The sequence below is a fragment of the Marivivens marinus genome, from assembly GCF_035969385.1.
In the GTDB taxonomy this organism is placed as follows: Bacteria; Pseudomonadota; Alphaproteobacteria; order Rhodobacterales; family Rhodobacteraceae; genus SELP01.
The window spans coordinates 387,679-400,817 of record NZ_JAYKKJ010000003.1 but is presented as its reverse complement, the minus strand read 5'-3'; the positions used below and the strand labels follow the sequence as shown (position 1 = coordinate 400,817).

The 13,139-nt window shown below is 62.5% G+C and carries 14 protein-coding genes and 1 tRNA gene; 9 read left to right on the top strand and 6 right to left on the bottom strand.

Annotation, left to right across the window (positions count from 1 at the left end):
* Positions 1–73 precede the first annotated feature (73 nt).
* Genes nadC through nadA form a run of 3 tightly spaced genes read right to left on the bottom strand, consistent with a single transcriptional unit; the run spans position 74 to position 3,526 of the window.
* Positions 74–922 carry a carboxylating nicotinate-nucleotide diphosphorylase gene (gene nadC, locus U3648_RS06805; RefSeq protein ID WP_420858487.1) on the bottom strand — a complete coding sequence of 283 codons (849 nt, stop codon included), beginning with the start codon at positions 920–922 and terminating at the stop codon, positions 74–76.
* Positions 922–2,475: an L-aspartate oxidase gene (locus tag U3648_RS06800; protein ID WP_420858486.1), complete on the bottom strand. Its 1,554-nt coding sequence runs from the start codon at positions 2,473–2,475 to the stop codon at positions 922–924. Before U3648_RS06800 ends, nadC begins: the two co-directional genes overlap by 1 nt.
* 10 nt (positions 2,476–2,485) lie before the next feature.
* Entirely contained in the window at positions 2,486–3,526 is a 1,041-nt protein-coding gene (nadA, locus tag U3648_RS06795; RefSeq protein WP_420858485.1) for a quinolinate synthase NadA, read from the bottom strand.
* A gap of 285 nt (positions 3,527–3,811) precedes the next feature.
* On the opposite strand from nadA, the gene U3648_RS06790 reads away from it, so the two are divergent.
* From U3648_RS06790 to U3648_RS06750, 9 genes are all read left to right on the top strand, one after another.
* Entirely contained in the window at positions 3,812–4,138 is a 327-nt protein-coding gene (locus U3648_RS06790; protein ID WP_420858483.1) for a hypothetical protein, read from the top strand.
* Between the two features lie 518 nt (positions 4,139–4,656).
* Complete coding sequence (locus tag U3648_RS06785) at positions 4,657–5,391, top strand: hypothetical protein (protein ID WP_420858482.1); 735 nt, start codon at positions 4,657–4,659, stop codon at positions 5,389–5,391.
* A 266-nt stretch (positions 5,392–5,657) separates the two neighbouring features.
* Positions 5,658–6,155, top strand: a complete 498-nt coding sequence (locus tag U3648_RS06780) for a hypothetical protein (RefSeq protein WP_420858481.1) — start codon at positions 5,658–5,660, stop codon at positions 6,153–6,155.
* A 99-nt stretch (positions 6,156–6,254) separates the two neighbouring features.
* Positions 6,255–6,566, top strand: coding sequence for an ETC complex I subunit (locus U3648_RS06775; protein ID WP_420858480.1), 312 nt, complete (start codon positions 6,255–6,257; stop codon positions 6,564–6,566).
* 43 nt (positions 6,567–6,609) lie between these two features.
* A tRNA-Arg gene (locus tag U3648_RS06770) sits at positions 6,610–6,686 on the top strand.
* A 129-nt stretch (positions 6,687–6,815) separates the two neighbouring features.
* Entirely contained in the window at positions 6,816–7,262 is a 447-nt protein-coding gene (msrB, locus tag U3648_RS06765; protein WP_420858479.1) for a peptide-methionine (R)-S-oxide reductase MsrB, read from the top strand.
* A gap of 3 nt (positions 7,263–7,265) precedes the next feature.
* Positions 7,266–7,775 (top strand): peptide-methionine (S)-S-oxide reductase MsrA, encoded by a 510-nt coding sequence (gene msrA, locus U3648_RS06760; RefSeq protein WP_420858478.1) that lies wholly within the window; start codon positions 7,266–7,268, stop codon positions 7,773–7,775.
* Between the two features lie 12 nt (positions 7,776–7,787).
* Positions 7,788–9,257, top strand: coding sequence for a protein adenylyltransferase SelO (locus tag U3648_RS06755; protein ID WP_420858531.1), 1,470 nt, complete (start codon positions 7,788–7,790; stop codon positions 9,255–9,257).
* A 13-nt stretch (positions 9,258–9,270) separates the two neighbouring features.
* Positions 9,271–9,942, top strand: coding sequence for a DUF2238 domain-containing protein (locus U3648_RS06750; RefSeq protein ID WP_420858477.1), 672 nt, complete (start codon positions 9,271–9,273; stop codon positions 9,940–9,942).
* Here the strand turns inward: U3648_RS06750 and glpK are convergent.
* From glpK to U3648_RS06735, 3 genes are all read right to left on the bottom strand, one after another.
* Positions 9,921–11,405 (bottom strand): glycerol kinase GlpK, encoded by a 1,485-nt coding sequence (glpK, locus tag U3648_RS06745; protein WP_420858476.1) that lies wholly within the window; start codon positions 11,403–11,405, stop codon positions 9,921–9,923. The two genes, U3648_RS06750 and glpK, sit on opposite strands and share 22 nt — an antisense overlap.
* Positions 11,406–11,488: 83 nt before the next feature.
* A complete protein-coding gene (locus tag U3648_RS06740; protein ID WP_420858475.1) occupies positions 11,489–12,427 on the bottom strand; it encodes a phosphatidate cytidylyltransferase in 939 nt (312 codons plus the stop codon).
* Positions 12,424–13,077 (bottom strand): lysophospholipid acyltransferase family protein, encoded by a 654-nt coding sequence (locus U3648_RS06735; RefSeq protein ID WP_420858474.1) that lies wholly within the window; start codon positions 13,075–13,077, stop codon positions 12,424–12,426. Before U3648_RS06735 ends, U3648_RS06740 begins: the two co-directional genes overlap by 4 nt.
* Positions 13,078–13,139: the final 62 nt, after the last annotated feature.

The window sequence follows — 13,139 nt, the reverse complement described above, 5'->3', positions numbered from 1 at the left end:
CGTCACACTCCACTTGGGTCAGACGCAGTCCTAGCGCCTTGTCCGGCCCCCAACAATGCGGCGAAACCGCCGGTCAGAAATCAAGGCCAAGGTCCAGGGTCTGCGCCGAATGGGTCAGCGCCCCGGAAGAGATATAGTCGACCCCGGTTGCCGCAACTTCGGCAATGCGCGGCAGGGTCATGTTGCCCGAGGCCTCTGTCACGATCCGGCCCCGGCACAGGGCGACGGCCTGCCGCAGGGTGTCCGTGTCCATATTGTCGAGAAGGACAACATCTGCCCCGCCCACCGCCAGCACCTCTTCCAACTGGTCCAGCCGGTCGACCTCGATCTCGACCTTCATCATGTGGCTGGCGCTTGCCTTCGCGGCCTCCAGCACGGCGCGGACGCCACCGGCGGCGGCAATATGGTTGTCCTTGATCAGGATCGCATCGGACAGGGAATAGCGGTGATTGAACCCGCCGCCGTGCACCACGGCCTGTTTTTCAACGATCCGCAGGCCCGGCGTGGTCTTGCGGGTGCAGGTAACGCGGGTGGCGGTGCCTTTCGTCTCGGCAACAAAAGAAGCGGTCAGCGTGGCGATCCCAGACAGCCGCCCGGCAAAGTTCAGGGCGACACGCTCGCCCGAAAGGATTGACGCGGCGGCCCCTTCAATCGTCATCAGCGTGTCGCCCGGGGCAACGGCATCCCCGTCCGTCTTGAGGGTGTTCACCTTCAACCCCGCATCAACCAGATGAAAGGCGATCCGCGCGATCTGCATCCCCGACACAACCCCGGCCTGACGGGCATTCAGCCGCGCCTGATATGTGGTCCCCGCCGGGATCACCGCCCGCGTGGTCACATCGCCATAGGTGCCAAGGTCTTCCATCAGGGCCGCCCGGACGAGCGGTTCAAGGATCAGGTCGGGCAGGGGGGCATGGGACATCACTTGGCCTCTTTCACAACGGCGGCACGCAGCGCCAGCGCATCGGTCAGGGTGATCCGGGTACGGCTGGCCTGCGCCGGATCGGGGGTCGGGAAATCGTCGCGGAAATGGCCGCCGCGGCTTTCCTCGCGCATCAGTGCGGCCGCGGCAATTAGGGTCGCGGTGGCGGTCATGTTGTGGAACCCCTCGGCGGGGTTATCCTTTTCCAGCCGGGCAATGGTGCGCAACGCGGTCCGCAGTCCCTCGGCAGTCCGACGCACGCCGACATGGTCGGTCATGGTCTGGCGCAATTCCGCCACGGCGGCGGGATCTATCGGATCGCCCCCATCGGGCCAGTCGATGAGAACCGGCGCGGCGTCACCCTCGGCAACCGTTTCGGCCAGATCCGCGGCGGCGGCGCGGGCATAGACCAGCGCCTCCAGCAGCCCGTTCGAGGCCAGCCGGTTCGCCCCGTGCAGCCCGGTGGACGATGCCTCGCCACAGACCCAAAGCCCGTCCAGCGAAGACCGCCCGTTCAGGTCCGTATCGACCCCGCCCATGTGGTAATGCGCGGCAACGGCGACCGGGATCGGGTCTTCCACCGGGTCGATCCCGGCGCGGGCACAGGTTTCCGCAACCGACGGAAAGCGGGTCAGAACCTCGGCCCCCAAGGCGGCACGGGTGTCGAGCATCGGGCGCTTGCCCGCCTGCGTCTGGGCAAAGATCGCGCGGGCAACGATGTCACGCGGGGCCAGTTCCGCATCCGGGTGGACATCCAGCATGAACCGCTCGCCATCGGCATTGATCAGCACCGCGCCATCGCCGCGCAGCGCCTCTGTCGCCAGCGGCGCGGGGTCTTCACCGATGTCAAAGGCGGTGGGGTGGAACTGCACGAACTCCGGATCTGCGATCAGCGCGCCAGCGCGGGCCGCAAAGCCGATGACCTGCCCGCGAATGCGCGGCGGGTTGGTCGTATGGGCATAAAGCCCGCCGGACCCGCCCCCCGCCAGAAGGACAGCCGGGCAGCGGATCAGCACCGGGGCAGACGGCGCGTCGGCCCGTTCCACCCAAACGCCTGTCACCCGCGCGCCCGCAGTTTCCAGACCAAGCGCCAACGCCGCTTCGATCACCTGCACCGACGGGGTCGCGCGGACCTGTTCGATCAGGGTTTCCATGATCTGCCTGCCGGCCTGATCGCCCTTCACCCGGACAACGCGGGCGGCGGAATGGGCCGCCTCGCGGCTCATGACATAGCCGCCCGCGCCATCCCGGTCGAACGGGGTGCCAAGGTCGGTCAGGTCAAGGATGTGGTCGCGGGCATGGGCGGTGACCATCCGGGCAACGCGCGGGTCAACGGTGCCCGCGCCCGCCGCGACGGTATCTTCCGCATGGGCCTCGGGGCTGTCGGTCTGGGCCATCGCGGCGGCCACGCCCCCCTGCGCCCAGGCCGACGACGCGCCTTCGCCCAACCGCTCGGGCGAGATCATCAGCACCGGGCGCGGGGCCAGCTCCAGCGCTGCGTAAAGCGCGCCAAGCCCCGCCCCGACAATGACAACGCGCGTCGTTTCGATCACCGGCCCGATCCTATGCCGACAGGTCGATCATGCGCTGAACGGCAACGCGGGCCTTCGCGGCGATCTCTGGGTCGACCACGACCTCGGCGGTCATCGTGTGCAGCGTCCACAGCACCTTTTCCAGCGTGATCTTCTTCATGTAGGGGCACATGTTGCAGGGGCCGACGAATTCCACCTCGGGCAGGGCGTCGGCGATATTCGACGCCATCGAACATTCGGTCACCAGCATCGCCTTTTCCGGCTTCTCGGCGGTGACATAGTCGATGATGCCCTTGGTCGAGCCCGAGAAATCCGCCTCGTCCACCACGTCAGGCGGGCATTCGGGGTGGGCGATGATGCGGGTGCCGGGGTTCCACTCGCGGAACTCGCGCAGGTCCTGGGCCGTGTATTGTTCATGTACGATGCAGGACCCGTCCCACCAGACGATCCGCTTTTGCGGAACCTGCCGGGCGACGTTCTGGGCAAGGTATTTGTCCGGGGTCATGATGACCGTGTCGCCCTCCATCGCCGCGACGATCTGGGCCGCGTTCGACGAGGTGCAGCAGATGTCCGACGCCGCCTTCACCTCGGCCGTGGTGTTCACATAGGACACAACAGGCGCGCCGGGGTATTTCGCCCGCATCTGGGCGATCCCCTCAGCGGTGATGCTTTCGGCCAGCGAACAGCCCGCCTCCATATCCGGGATCAGCACCGTTTTCGACGGGTTCAGGATCTTCGAGGTCTCGGCCATGAAATGCACGCCGCACTGGACGATCACATCGGCCTGCACCTTCGTCGCCTCGACCGCCAGTTGCAGGCTGTCGCCCACCACGTCCGCGATCCCGTGGTAGATATCCGGGGTCATGTAGTTATGGGCAAGGATGACCGCGTTGCGCTCGGCCTTCAGCCTGTCGATGGCCGCGACATAGGGGGCGTGAATGGCCCAGTCCGCAGGGGTCACGACCCGGTCCATCCGGGCGTAGCGCTCGGACATCGACGCGGCGAGGTCGGGGTTCGGGGCAAGGTCGTAATGGGCCTGAAGTTCCTGCCGGATAGGGGCGAGATCAAGCATGGGCTGGCTCCTCCTGTCTGGGCCGCCGAAACGGGTTGCGGGGGTTTAGGCCGCCGGGACGCGGATTTGCAAGCGCCCCAAGGACAGATGGGGACGGCGCGGCGCGGTTTCAGGGGGAAAATTGGCCAAAAGACGCCCCCAAAGGCGAGGATCGGAAACTTTCAAGGGGTGTCAGGGCGGGACGTCAACGGCCTGTGGCGAGCAAGACGGACTTGACGGCGCGTCGTAAGAACGGCCTCTTGCGGTGACAGCTACCTAGGGTTGCGAAGGGAGGCGGGTGAGAAGATGTCAGGTGCAGAAACGGCAGTTCAGGGCGCCCCCCTTGTGTTGACGGTCATCAGCTATCTCTCGACATTTTCCATGATTTTTGTCGCAAGTGCTTGGGCTGCGGGCATGGTCCGCTTTGTTCATGGATTGCTCTTGGTCTTGGCCATTCAATTTGTGGCCGCAATGACAAGCGCTATTCTCGCGCATATCCAAGGATGGGAAATTGGGATTGCTATGCAAGAACCAACATTCTGGAATATTTTCACCTTCCTAGCTCGGACCAATTTGGTTGGATATTCGGCGATGGTCGCCGCGTTCTTTGTTGCCGAGAAGCTTAAGCGGTAGGGCATTGTTGCTTTGAGCCACCCGGACCCATACTTCAGCCCGACCTCCCCAAGGCCTGCATGGGATGCAAGGAAGGAAATGCGCCAATGAACACCTCAAGATTTCTAGGTACATTAATGGTGGGCTTGGGGTGGCTCATCCTTTGGCTCGTCATCTCGACTATTTGGATAAAGTATTCCATGTACAGCGTCTTACCCGGTGGCCTGAGCCTGCCCGCTCCAACATTCGTTTTGGACTATTCTTCTTGGTCAGGAGACCCGTCGTCCCAGTCAGGCGAAGCGGGGCTTGTGCTCATTGAAGATGCCATAAGGTTGGCGACCTTTATTGTAATCTGCGTCGCCGCGGTCGCTGTCTCGTTGCTCAGACGGCGGCCAGGCCGATAGGATGTCGTGCCACTTTCCGGCCACGCCAATGCGCCTCTCCATGAACACGTCATGAGACGTGGCATCATGCTTTGCTTCAGAAACTTTTTGTTCTGCACCAGACTCTCGCAGCAGTAAGGTAATGACAACATGACAATGTCTGAGATGGAAAGATACAATCGAAGGGGGTGGTCGAACACGCTCGTCGACGCAATTCAGCTAATGGCGCCGATCTACGACTTGATCGAAAATCGTGACGGTCAATTCGATTCTCTTGAATATTCCACTCTTGAAGAAAGTATAGCTAGGGACCTCCAGCTTGTTGATGCAAACGAGTTTCCATTTGTTGATGTCCTGGAGGCAGCAAGGCAAGTTCGCAGATTTGAATCTTTCCTGCTGCCTGTCGACCCTGCAAAGACGGACATTTATTGGCGGTTCAGCGATGCAGTGTTTGGCGCATTAGTTCGATCGGGGAAACCTATTGACCTCACGTCTCATACCTCTCCAAGGATTTCGACTCAAGAGAAGTCAGTGCCAGGCATAATTTCTTGGTTTTCGGAAAATTCTGGAGATCAGTTTGTCTTCTTGGATAGAAAAGTTTCCGCATCCGAAAGAGAACTAATCTTGCGGCGACCTATGCCCATGGATTTTGACTACGAGATTATTTTGACGATTGACGCGCAGTGTCGAAACATTGTCTGGGACGACACCTTTAGGGAGAGGACCGGGTCGCCTTTCCGATTTCCGCTATCTATGTTCTCCGGTTTGGCGAACATAATTCGCTTTGACGGTAACGAAATAGAAAACATCAGAAAGAAACTCGCCTTCTCAACCGCGTTCGCGAACGAGGTCGAGGGGCGTCTTTGCCTTGTGGGTGGAGAAGATTGCTAGATTCCTCCCGCTTCGGCACCGGGGTGAACCATCCGGAGGTCCGCCTAAGCGCGAATTTTGGAGCACACAGTTGTTGACATCATGCAAGGGTATTTCTCTTGGTGGTAACAGGGCCTGTGTGGATTCCGATAGATCGTGTGTCTTCGCTTTCTGGACTTGTCTAGCAACTCCTTGGACCGCGGACTTGGCGCGGTGTTTGCAGAGAGGGTTGACCCACGATGGAGTATAGACTTGCCGAGCCCCCAATCTCGAAGCCTTTGTGCGAAATGTCGAAGAAGGAGCTTGAAGCCTATCGGTTTTGGTTCGAGGTCAGCATCCCACCAAGGCTAAATCAGCTGCGGTCTTTGGTCAGATTATCTCGGGGCTTTGGTGACTGGCCCACGGATTTCTCGCTCTCCAGCCTTGATCGGCTCAGCGAATGGGGCAGCGACGTCTTGAAATCGGTCCCCAAGGGATCGGAGTCCCCGACAGATCTCTCGATACTTTTCGACATCGGGATTTACATGGGCGAATGCTTGGTTAGTTCTTCGCCGTTGATCGTCTGGGAACAGAACATCCGGGCCCCAAGGAATGACGTGGATTTCGGCGCGATGGTCATAAACGGGCCATCTGATCTGAAATTCGATCTATACCAAATTGTTTATGTTGCTTCCCTGAAGCTCAGGAATGGGCGGCTTGACAGGGATTGGCTGCGCAGGACCTTTGATCTGCAACGCTCATTCTTGATCGATGGGTGGGATGGTTTGCCTTTGCGCAAGTCCTGAGCGGCGGGTGGCTGCCGCTATGCCCTAAGGTGGATGCGCCCTCTCTCTTGCATGCGGCCCCGCCTTTGTGGATAAGGGGCCAAAGTGAAGGAGAGGCCGATGCGCGCACGAATCTACCGCCCCGCCAAGACCGCCATGTCGTCCGGCACCGCCAAGACGAAGCGCTGGGTGTTGGAGTTCGCCCCCGCCTCTGCCCGCGAGGTCGATCCGCTGATGGGCTGGACCTCTTCGACCGATACGCAGGCACAGGTCCGGCTCTATTTCGAAACGAAAGAGGCCGCCGTCGACTACGCCGCCGAAAACGGGATCGACGCGGTCGTGACCGAACCCAAGACCCGCAAGCCCAACCTGCGCGCCATGGGCTACGGCGAAAACTTCGCCACCGGCCGGCGCGGCGCCTGGACCCACTAGACGCTTGCCAGCCCGCGCACCCCGCCGCTAAGACGGGGCCAGCGGTCCCTTAGCTCAACTGGATAGAGCAGCTGACTTCTAATCAGCAGGTTCGGGGTTCGAGTCCTCGAGGGATCGCCATTTCTCTTGCGCGAAGGGGCTTGGATCACCCGGATGTGACCGGGCTGCTGCCTGTTGAAACATTTGTGGACATTGGCCAAGACCGCCCCCACATCTGGGTCCTGTCACAAAGCCCAAGAGGAGGTGTCCTTGACCAGCCGATTTGCCAAGACCGACGATGCCGTCGCCCGCCTGACGCCGGAACAGTATCGCGTCACCCAGGAAAACGGCACTGAACGCCCGTTCACCGGCGAATACGACCACCATTTCGAACCCGGTCTTTACGTCGATATCGTGTCCGGCGAGCCGCTGTTCGCCTCGTCGATGAAATACAACTCCGGCTGCGGCTGGCCGGCCTTTGCCAAGCCTGTTGTCGAGGACAATATCGTAGAGCTTCGCGATACCTCGCACGGGATGGTCCGGGTCGAGGTCCGCTCGAAACACGGCGACAGCCACCTTGGCCATGTCTTTCCCGACGGGCCGTCCGACATGGGCGGGCTGCGTTATTGCATCAATTCCGCCTCTCTGCGCTTCATCCCGAAAGAGGAGATGGAGGCCGAGGGCTATGGCGACTATCTTGACCAGGTGGAGGGCTAGATCATGGCAGAAGAACGCGCGGTTCTTGCGGGCGGCTGTTTCTGGGGGATGCAGGATCTGATCCGGCGGCAGCCAGGGGTGTTGCGCACCCGCGTTGGCTATACCGGCGGGGATGTCCCGAATGCGACTTATCGCAACCACGGCACCCATGCCGAGGGGATCGAGATTATCTTCGACCCCGACCAGACCGGCTATCGGCAGATTCTGGAGTATTTCTTCCAGATTCACGACCCGACGACCCGCAACCGTCAGGGCAACGACCTTGGCATGTCCTACCGCTCTGCCATCTACTTTGTGGACGAGACGCAAAAGGCCGTCGCGCTGGACACCATCGCCGATGTGGACGCCTCCGGTCTCTGGCCCGGCAAGGTGGTGACAGAGGTAGAGCCCGTCGGCGATTTCTGGGAGGCCGAGCCGGAGCATCAGGATTACCTGATCCGGCATCCGGGCGGATATACCTGCCACTTCCCCCGCGCGGGGTGGGTTCTGCCGAAACGCGACGCGGCGGAATAGGCGGCGATGACCATTCGGTTCCCTTTCGACAACACATATGCCCGCGATCTCGACGGGCTCTATGTCCCATGGGAGGGGGCCAAGGTTCCCGGGCCGGAGATCGTGGCGTTCAACCACGGGCTGGCCGGGGAACTGGGGTTGGATGGTGCCGCGCTGGACACGCCTGAGGGGGCTGCAATCCTGTCGGGCAGCACCGCGCCAGCCGGGGCGCACCCCCTTGCCATGGCCTATGCCGGGCATCAGTTTGGCGGCTTCTCCCCGCAGCTGGGCGATGGCCGGGCGCTGCTTCTGGGCGAGGTGATAGACCAGAGCGGCAAGCGGCGCGACATTCACCTGAAAGGGTCGGGGCGCACCCCGTTTTCCCGCGGCGGTGATGGCAAGGCGGTGCTTGGACCGGTCCTGCGCGAGTTCCTGATCGGCGAGGCAATGCATGCGCTGGGCATCCCGACCACCCGGGCGCTGGCCGCCGTCACCACCGGCGAAACCATCGTCCGGCAGGATGGGCCGCAGCCCGGCGCGGTCCTGGCGCGGGTCGCCGCCTCGCACCTGCGGGTCGGCACGTTCCAGTATTTCGCCGCCCGGCGCGAGATGGACAAGCTGCGGCAACTGGCCGATTACGCGATTGCCCGGCATGACCCGGATCTGACCCGCGCGCCCGACCGCTATCTGCGGTTTTTCGAGCGGGTGCAGGACCGGCAGGCGGACCTTCTGGCACAATGGGTTCTGGTGGGCTTTGTCCACGGCGTGATGAACACCGACAACATGACCATTTCGGGCGAAACCATCGACTATGGCCCCTGCGCCTTTATCGACATCTACGACCCGAACGCGGTTTTCAGTTCGATCGACCACCACGGGCGCTATGCCTACGCCAACCAGCCCAAGATCGCCCAATGGAACCTTGCGCGTCTGGCCGAGTGCCTTGTGCCGCTGATCGCGCCGGAGGACCTTGACCGGGGTGTCGCGCAGGCGACCGAGGTGCTGGAGCGCTTTCCCGCGATCTATCAGGAAAAATGGCTGAACCGCGTCCGGCCCAAGCTGGGGCTGACCGGCGACGACCCGGCCGACCTTGATCTGGCCAACGGGTTCTTCGCGGTGATGGAAGGCCAGCAGGTCGATTTAACGCGCGCCTTTCGGCGCTTGGCCGATGCGGCGGTAGGACAGCCCGACAGCGCCCGCGCCCTGTTCCTTGACCCGGCCCCCTTCGACGGGTGGCTGGAGCATTGGCAAGCGCGCTTCGATGCCGACAGAGCCGACCCGGCCCAACGGATGGCGGCGATGAATCGGGCCAACCCCATTTACATCCCTCGCAATCACAAGGTCGAAGAAGCGCTAAGCGCCGCGACCAATGGCGATTTCGGCCCCTTTAGGACCTTGCTTGAGGTTTTGGCCGATCCCTTCACCGAACGACCGGGGCTTGAGGCTTTTGCCGCGCCCGCCCCCGACAGTTTCGGCCCATATACAACCTTCTGCGGAACCTGACCGGAGGCCCGATATGCGGCGTGATCACCATTGGCTGACCCTGACCCTTTGGGGGCTGCTTGGGCTGACCGCACTGGTGGCGCTTGTGACGGGTCGGTGGAGCGTGGCCTTCGTGTCGCTGGCCACGCTGGGCGTCACACAGGTGCCAATCCTGTTTCAGCGCTGGTCGGGTATCCGCATTCCGCCCGGTTTCGTCGCCGCGATTATCTTCTTCCTCGTCGGGACGCTGTTTCTGGGCGAGGTTGGGGATTTCTACGAACGGTTCTGGTGGTGGGACGTGATGTTGCACTCGGGCTCTGCCGTCGGGTTCGGGCTGATCGGAACGGTGATCGTTCTGATGATGGCACAGGGGCGCAGGCTCGCGGCGACACCGTTCTTCATCTTCATCTTTTCCCTGTCCTTCGCCATCGCCATCGGGGCGGTTTGGGAAATATTCGAATTCGCGATGGACCAGATGTTCGGGCTGAACATGCAGAAATCGGGCCTCGTAGACACGATGTGGGATCTGATCGTGGACAGTATCGGCGGGCTGATCGGGGCCAGCGCCGGTTTTGCCTATGCCAAGGGGCATGAAACCGGGCGGCTGACCAGCGTGATCGGCGATTTTATCCGCGACAACCGCGCGCTTCTGGGTGGGGCGGCGGACCACCCCGCCGGGTCGGATCACACTGACAGCGTGGCCTGAACCGCCCGTTTCCAGCCTGCGTATTTCCGGTTGCGGGTGGCATCATCCATCGTCGGCGTAAAGGTCCGGTCCAGCATCCAGCCCTTGGCGAATTCCTCCATCCCCGGATAGACACCCGCCCGCTGCCCGGCCAGCCACGCGGCGCCAAGCGCGGTGGTTTCCAGAACCTCGGGCCGATCAACCGGTGCGTCGATGATATCCGACAGGAATTGCATCGCCCAATCGCTTGCCGTCATGCCGCCATCGACCCGCAGGACCGCGTCGCCTGCGCCCCCCATATCGGCCTGCATCGCCTCCAGCAGGTCGCGGGTCTGGTAACCGACGCTTTCCAGCGCCGCGCGGGCGAATTCTGCGGGCCCAGACCCACGGGTCAGCCCATAGATCGCGCCCCGGCAATCGGCGTTCCAGTAAGGGGCCCCAAGGCCCACGAAAGCCGGGACAAGGATCACCTCCTGATGCGGATCGGCGCTTTCGGCCAGCGGCTGGGTTTCCTTGGCTTCGCGGATGATCTTGATCCCGTCGCGCAGCCATTGCACCACCGCCCCCGCGATAAAGATCGACCCTTCCAGCGCATAGGTCGGCTTGCCATCCAGCTGATAGGCGATGGTGGTCAGAAGACGGTTGTTCGAGGTCACCGGCGTATCGCCGGTGTTCAGCAGCGCGAAACAGCCGGTGCCATAGGTGGATTTCAACATGCCAGGCTCAAAACAGGCCTGCCCGACGGTCGCGGCCTGCTGGTCGCCCGCAACCCCAAGGATCGGAATCTCGCGCCCGAACAGGTCGTGCCGTGTGACGCCGAAATCGGCGGCGCAATCCTTGACCTCGGGCAGCATGTCCATCGGGATATCGAACAAGTCGCAAATCGTCCGGGACCAGCGGCCGTTGTGGATGTCATACAGCATCGTCCGCGCGGCGTTGGTCGCGTCGGTCACATGGGCCGCCCCGCCGGTCAGCTTCCAGATCAGCCAGGTGTCGACAGTGCCGAACAGTAACTCGCCCCGCCGAGCCCTGTCACGCGCGCCTTCGACATAATCGAGAATCCATTTCAGCTTCGTCCCCGAGAAATAGGGATCAGCCAGAAGCCCGGTCTTGGCGGTGATAGCCTTGTTGTGGCCCGCCTCCCGCAGCTCGGCACAAAAGGCCGAGGTGCGCCGGTCTTGCCAGACGATTGCACGGTAGATCGGTTTGCCGGTCGCACGGTCCCAGACCAGCGTGGTTTCGCGCTGGTTGGTAATGCCGATGGCGGCAATGTCGGCAGGGGACAGCCCGGCCTTTTCAATCGCCGCACGGCAGGTGCCCGCGGTGCTGGCCCAGATTTCTTCGGGGTCGTGTTCGACCCAGCCGCTGTCGGGGAAATGCTGGGTGAATTCCTCCTGCGCACTGGCGCTGATCCGCATGTCCCTGTCGAACACGATCGCACGGCTGGATGTGGTCCCCTGGTCGATGGCAAGGATATGGGTCATGCGGGCCTCCGGGATGTCAGTGTTAGCGCAAAACAGGCCGAAAGCGGCGATAAGTCAAGGGCGGTGCCCCGGCAGCCTGCGGATCAGGTCCAGATCAGGTGCGACAGGTGGTAAAAGATCGGCGCGGCGAAGATCACGCTGTCCAGCTGGTCGATCAGCCCGCCCTGTCCTGGGATCAGGTGCGACCAGTCCTTGACGCCGCGGTCCCGCTTGATTGCCGCGAAGACGATATTGCCCGCCATGCCCGATGCCGAAGCCGCCGCCGCCATGCCAACGGCCCCCCAAAGCCCGAAGGGGGTGATCCAGTTCAGCAGGGCGCCAAGGATCACGGCGGTGCCGATCCCGGCCAATGCCCCCTCAAGGGTCTTTGGGCTGATGCCGGGTGCAATCCGCCGGTTGCCGAACCGCCGGCCAAAGTAGATGTCGACCAGATCGCCCGCCTGAACCACGATCACCAGAAAGGCGATCAACAGAACCTCGCGCCCGCCATAACCGTCGATGTTCAGCGTCATCAGCGCCGGAACGTGGCTCAGGCAATAGACGGCGATCATCAGCCCCCATTGGGTTTCGGCCACCCGCATCAGGAACCGGTCGGAATTGCCCCGCAGGGCCGAAATGACGGGCAGGAGAAGGAAGGCATAGACCGGCACAAAGACGGTGAACAGCCCGGCCCAGCCAAAGCCAACGAAGATGAACTGCAGCGGCAGCACCACGAAGAACCCCAGTGCCAGCGCCCAATGATCGGCCCGCGATTTCGTGGTCAGCGTCAGGAATTCGCGCAGGGCGGCAAAACCCGCCACGGCGAACAACAGGCTGACCCCGGTCATCCCCAGCAAGAGCGCCAGCGACAGAAGGATCACCATGGCCCACCAGCTTTGGACCCGCGTCATATAGGTTTCGACCATGACACTGGTGCGCCCCTGCGGCATGCGCAGCCGGGCGGCATCGCCGATCATGGTCATCACGATCAGCACTCCGAAAGCGCCGAGCGTCAGAAGGATCAGTTCGCCGGTCGTGCTCATTCCCGGTCCTCCGGTCTTGCATCAAGAAGCGCCTGTGCCGCGCGGGCAAGAAAGGCATCTTTTTCTTCGTCCGAACCAACGTGGATGGGGGTGCCGAAGGTGACGGTGCAGATCAGCGGCAGCGGCACGACCTCTCCTTTCGGCATGATGTTGTTGAGGTTGGCAACCCACGTGGGCACAAGGTCCACATCGGGGCGTAGCCGCCCGATGTTGTACAGCCCCGCCTTGAACGGCAGCAGGGGGTCGTCGCCCATGTTGCGGTTGCCCTCGGGAAAGATGATCAGGCTCGCGCCCTCGTCAATGGCGGCGATGATCTTGTCCATTGGCTTGTCGTCCACCTCTGGCCGCCGGTCGATCAGGACACAGTTGAACACCTCGGGCCCGATGAAGGCCCGCAGCGGGGTCTTGAGCCAGTAATCGGCGGCGGCCACGGGGCGGGTCTGGCGGCGCAGGGCAGGGGGCAGGACCGACCAGATCATCGGCATGTCGCCGTTTGAGACGTGATTGGCGAAATAGACCCGCTGGCGCGGAACCGGTTCGATGCCTTTCCAGTCGGCGCGGACGGCTGTTGTCAGCCGGGCGAACAGGCGGATGGAATGCCCGACAATGCGGGCGGCGATCCGGCGAAGGGTGGGGTTCTGCGTAGCCATGGGGAAACCTTGGCCCGTCCGGGCCGCCAAGAAAAGGGAAAAGGGGCCGGAGTTCCCCGGCC

Bases quoted from the DNA above. Each gene is read 5' to 3' on its own strand.
- nadC (WP_420858487.1), bottom strand. From the start codon at position 922: ATGTCCCATGCCCCCCTGCCCGACCTGATCCTTGAACCGCTCGTCCGG.
- nadA (WP_420858485.1), bottom strand. From the start codon at position 3,526: ATGCTTGATCTCGCCCCTATCCGGCAGGAACTTCAGGCCCATTACGAC.
- U3648_RS06790 (WP_420858483.1), top strand. From the start codon at position 3,812: ATGTCAGGTGCAGAAACGGCAGTTCAGGGCGCCCCCCTTGTGTTGACG.
- U3648_RS06785 (WP_420858482.1), top strand. From the start codon at position 4,657: ATGTCTGAGATGGAAAGATACAATCGAAGGGGGTGGTCGAACACGCTC.
- U3648_RS06780 (WP_420858481.1), top strand. From the start codon at position 5,658: ATGTCGAAGAAGGAGCTTGAAGCCTATCGGTTTTGGTTCGAGGTCAGC.
- U3648_RS06775 (WP_420858480.1), top strand. From the start codon at position 6,255: ATGCGCGCACGAATCTACCGCCCCGCCAAGACCGCCATGTCGTCCGGC.
- msrA (WP_420858478.1), top strand. From the start codon at position 7,266: ATGGCAGAAGAACGCGCGGTTCTTGCGGGCGGCTGTTTCTGGGGGATG.
- U3648_RS06750 (WP_420858477.1), top strand. From the start codon at position 9,271: ATGCGGCGTGATCACCATTGGCTGACCCTGACCCTTTGGGGGCTGCTT.
- glpK (WP_420858476.1), bottom strand. From the start codon at position 11,405: ATGACCCATATCCTTGCCATCGACCAGGGGACCACATCCAGCCGTGCG.
- U3648_RS06740 (WP_420858475.1), bottom strand. From the start codon at position 12,427: ATGAGCACGACCGGCGAACTGATCCTTCTGACGCTCGGCGCTTTCGGA.
- U3648_RS06735 (WP_420858474.1), bottom strand. From the start codon at position 13,077: ATGGCTACGCAGAACCCCACCCTTCGCCGGATCGCCGCCCGCATTGTC.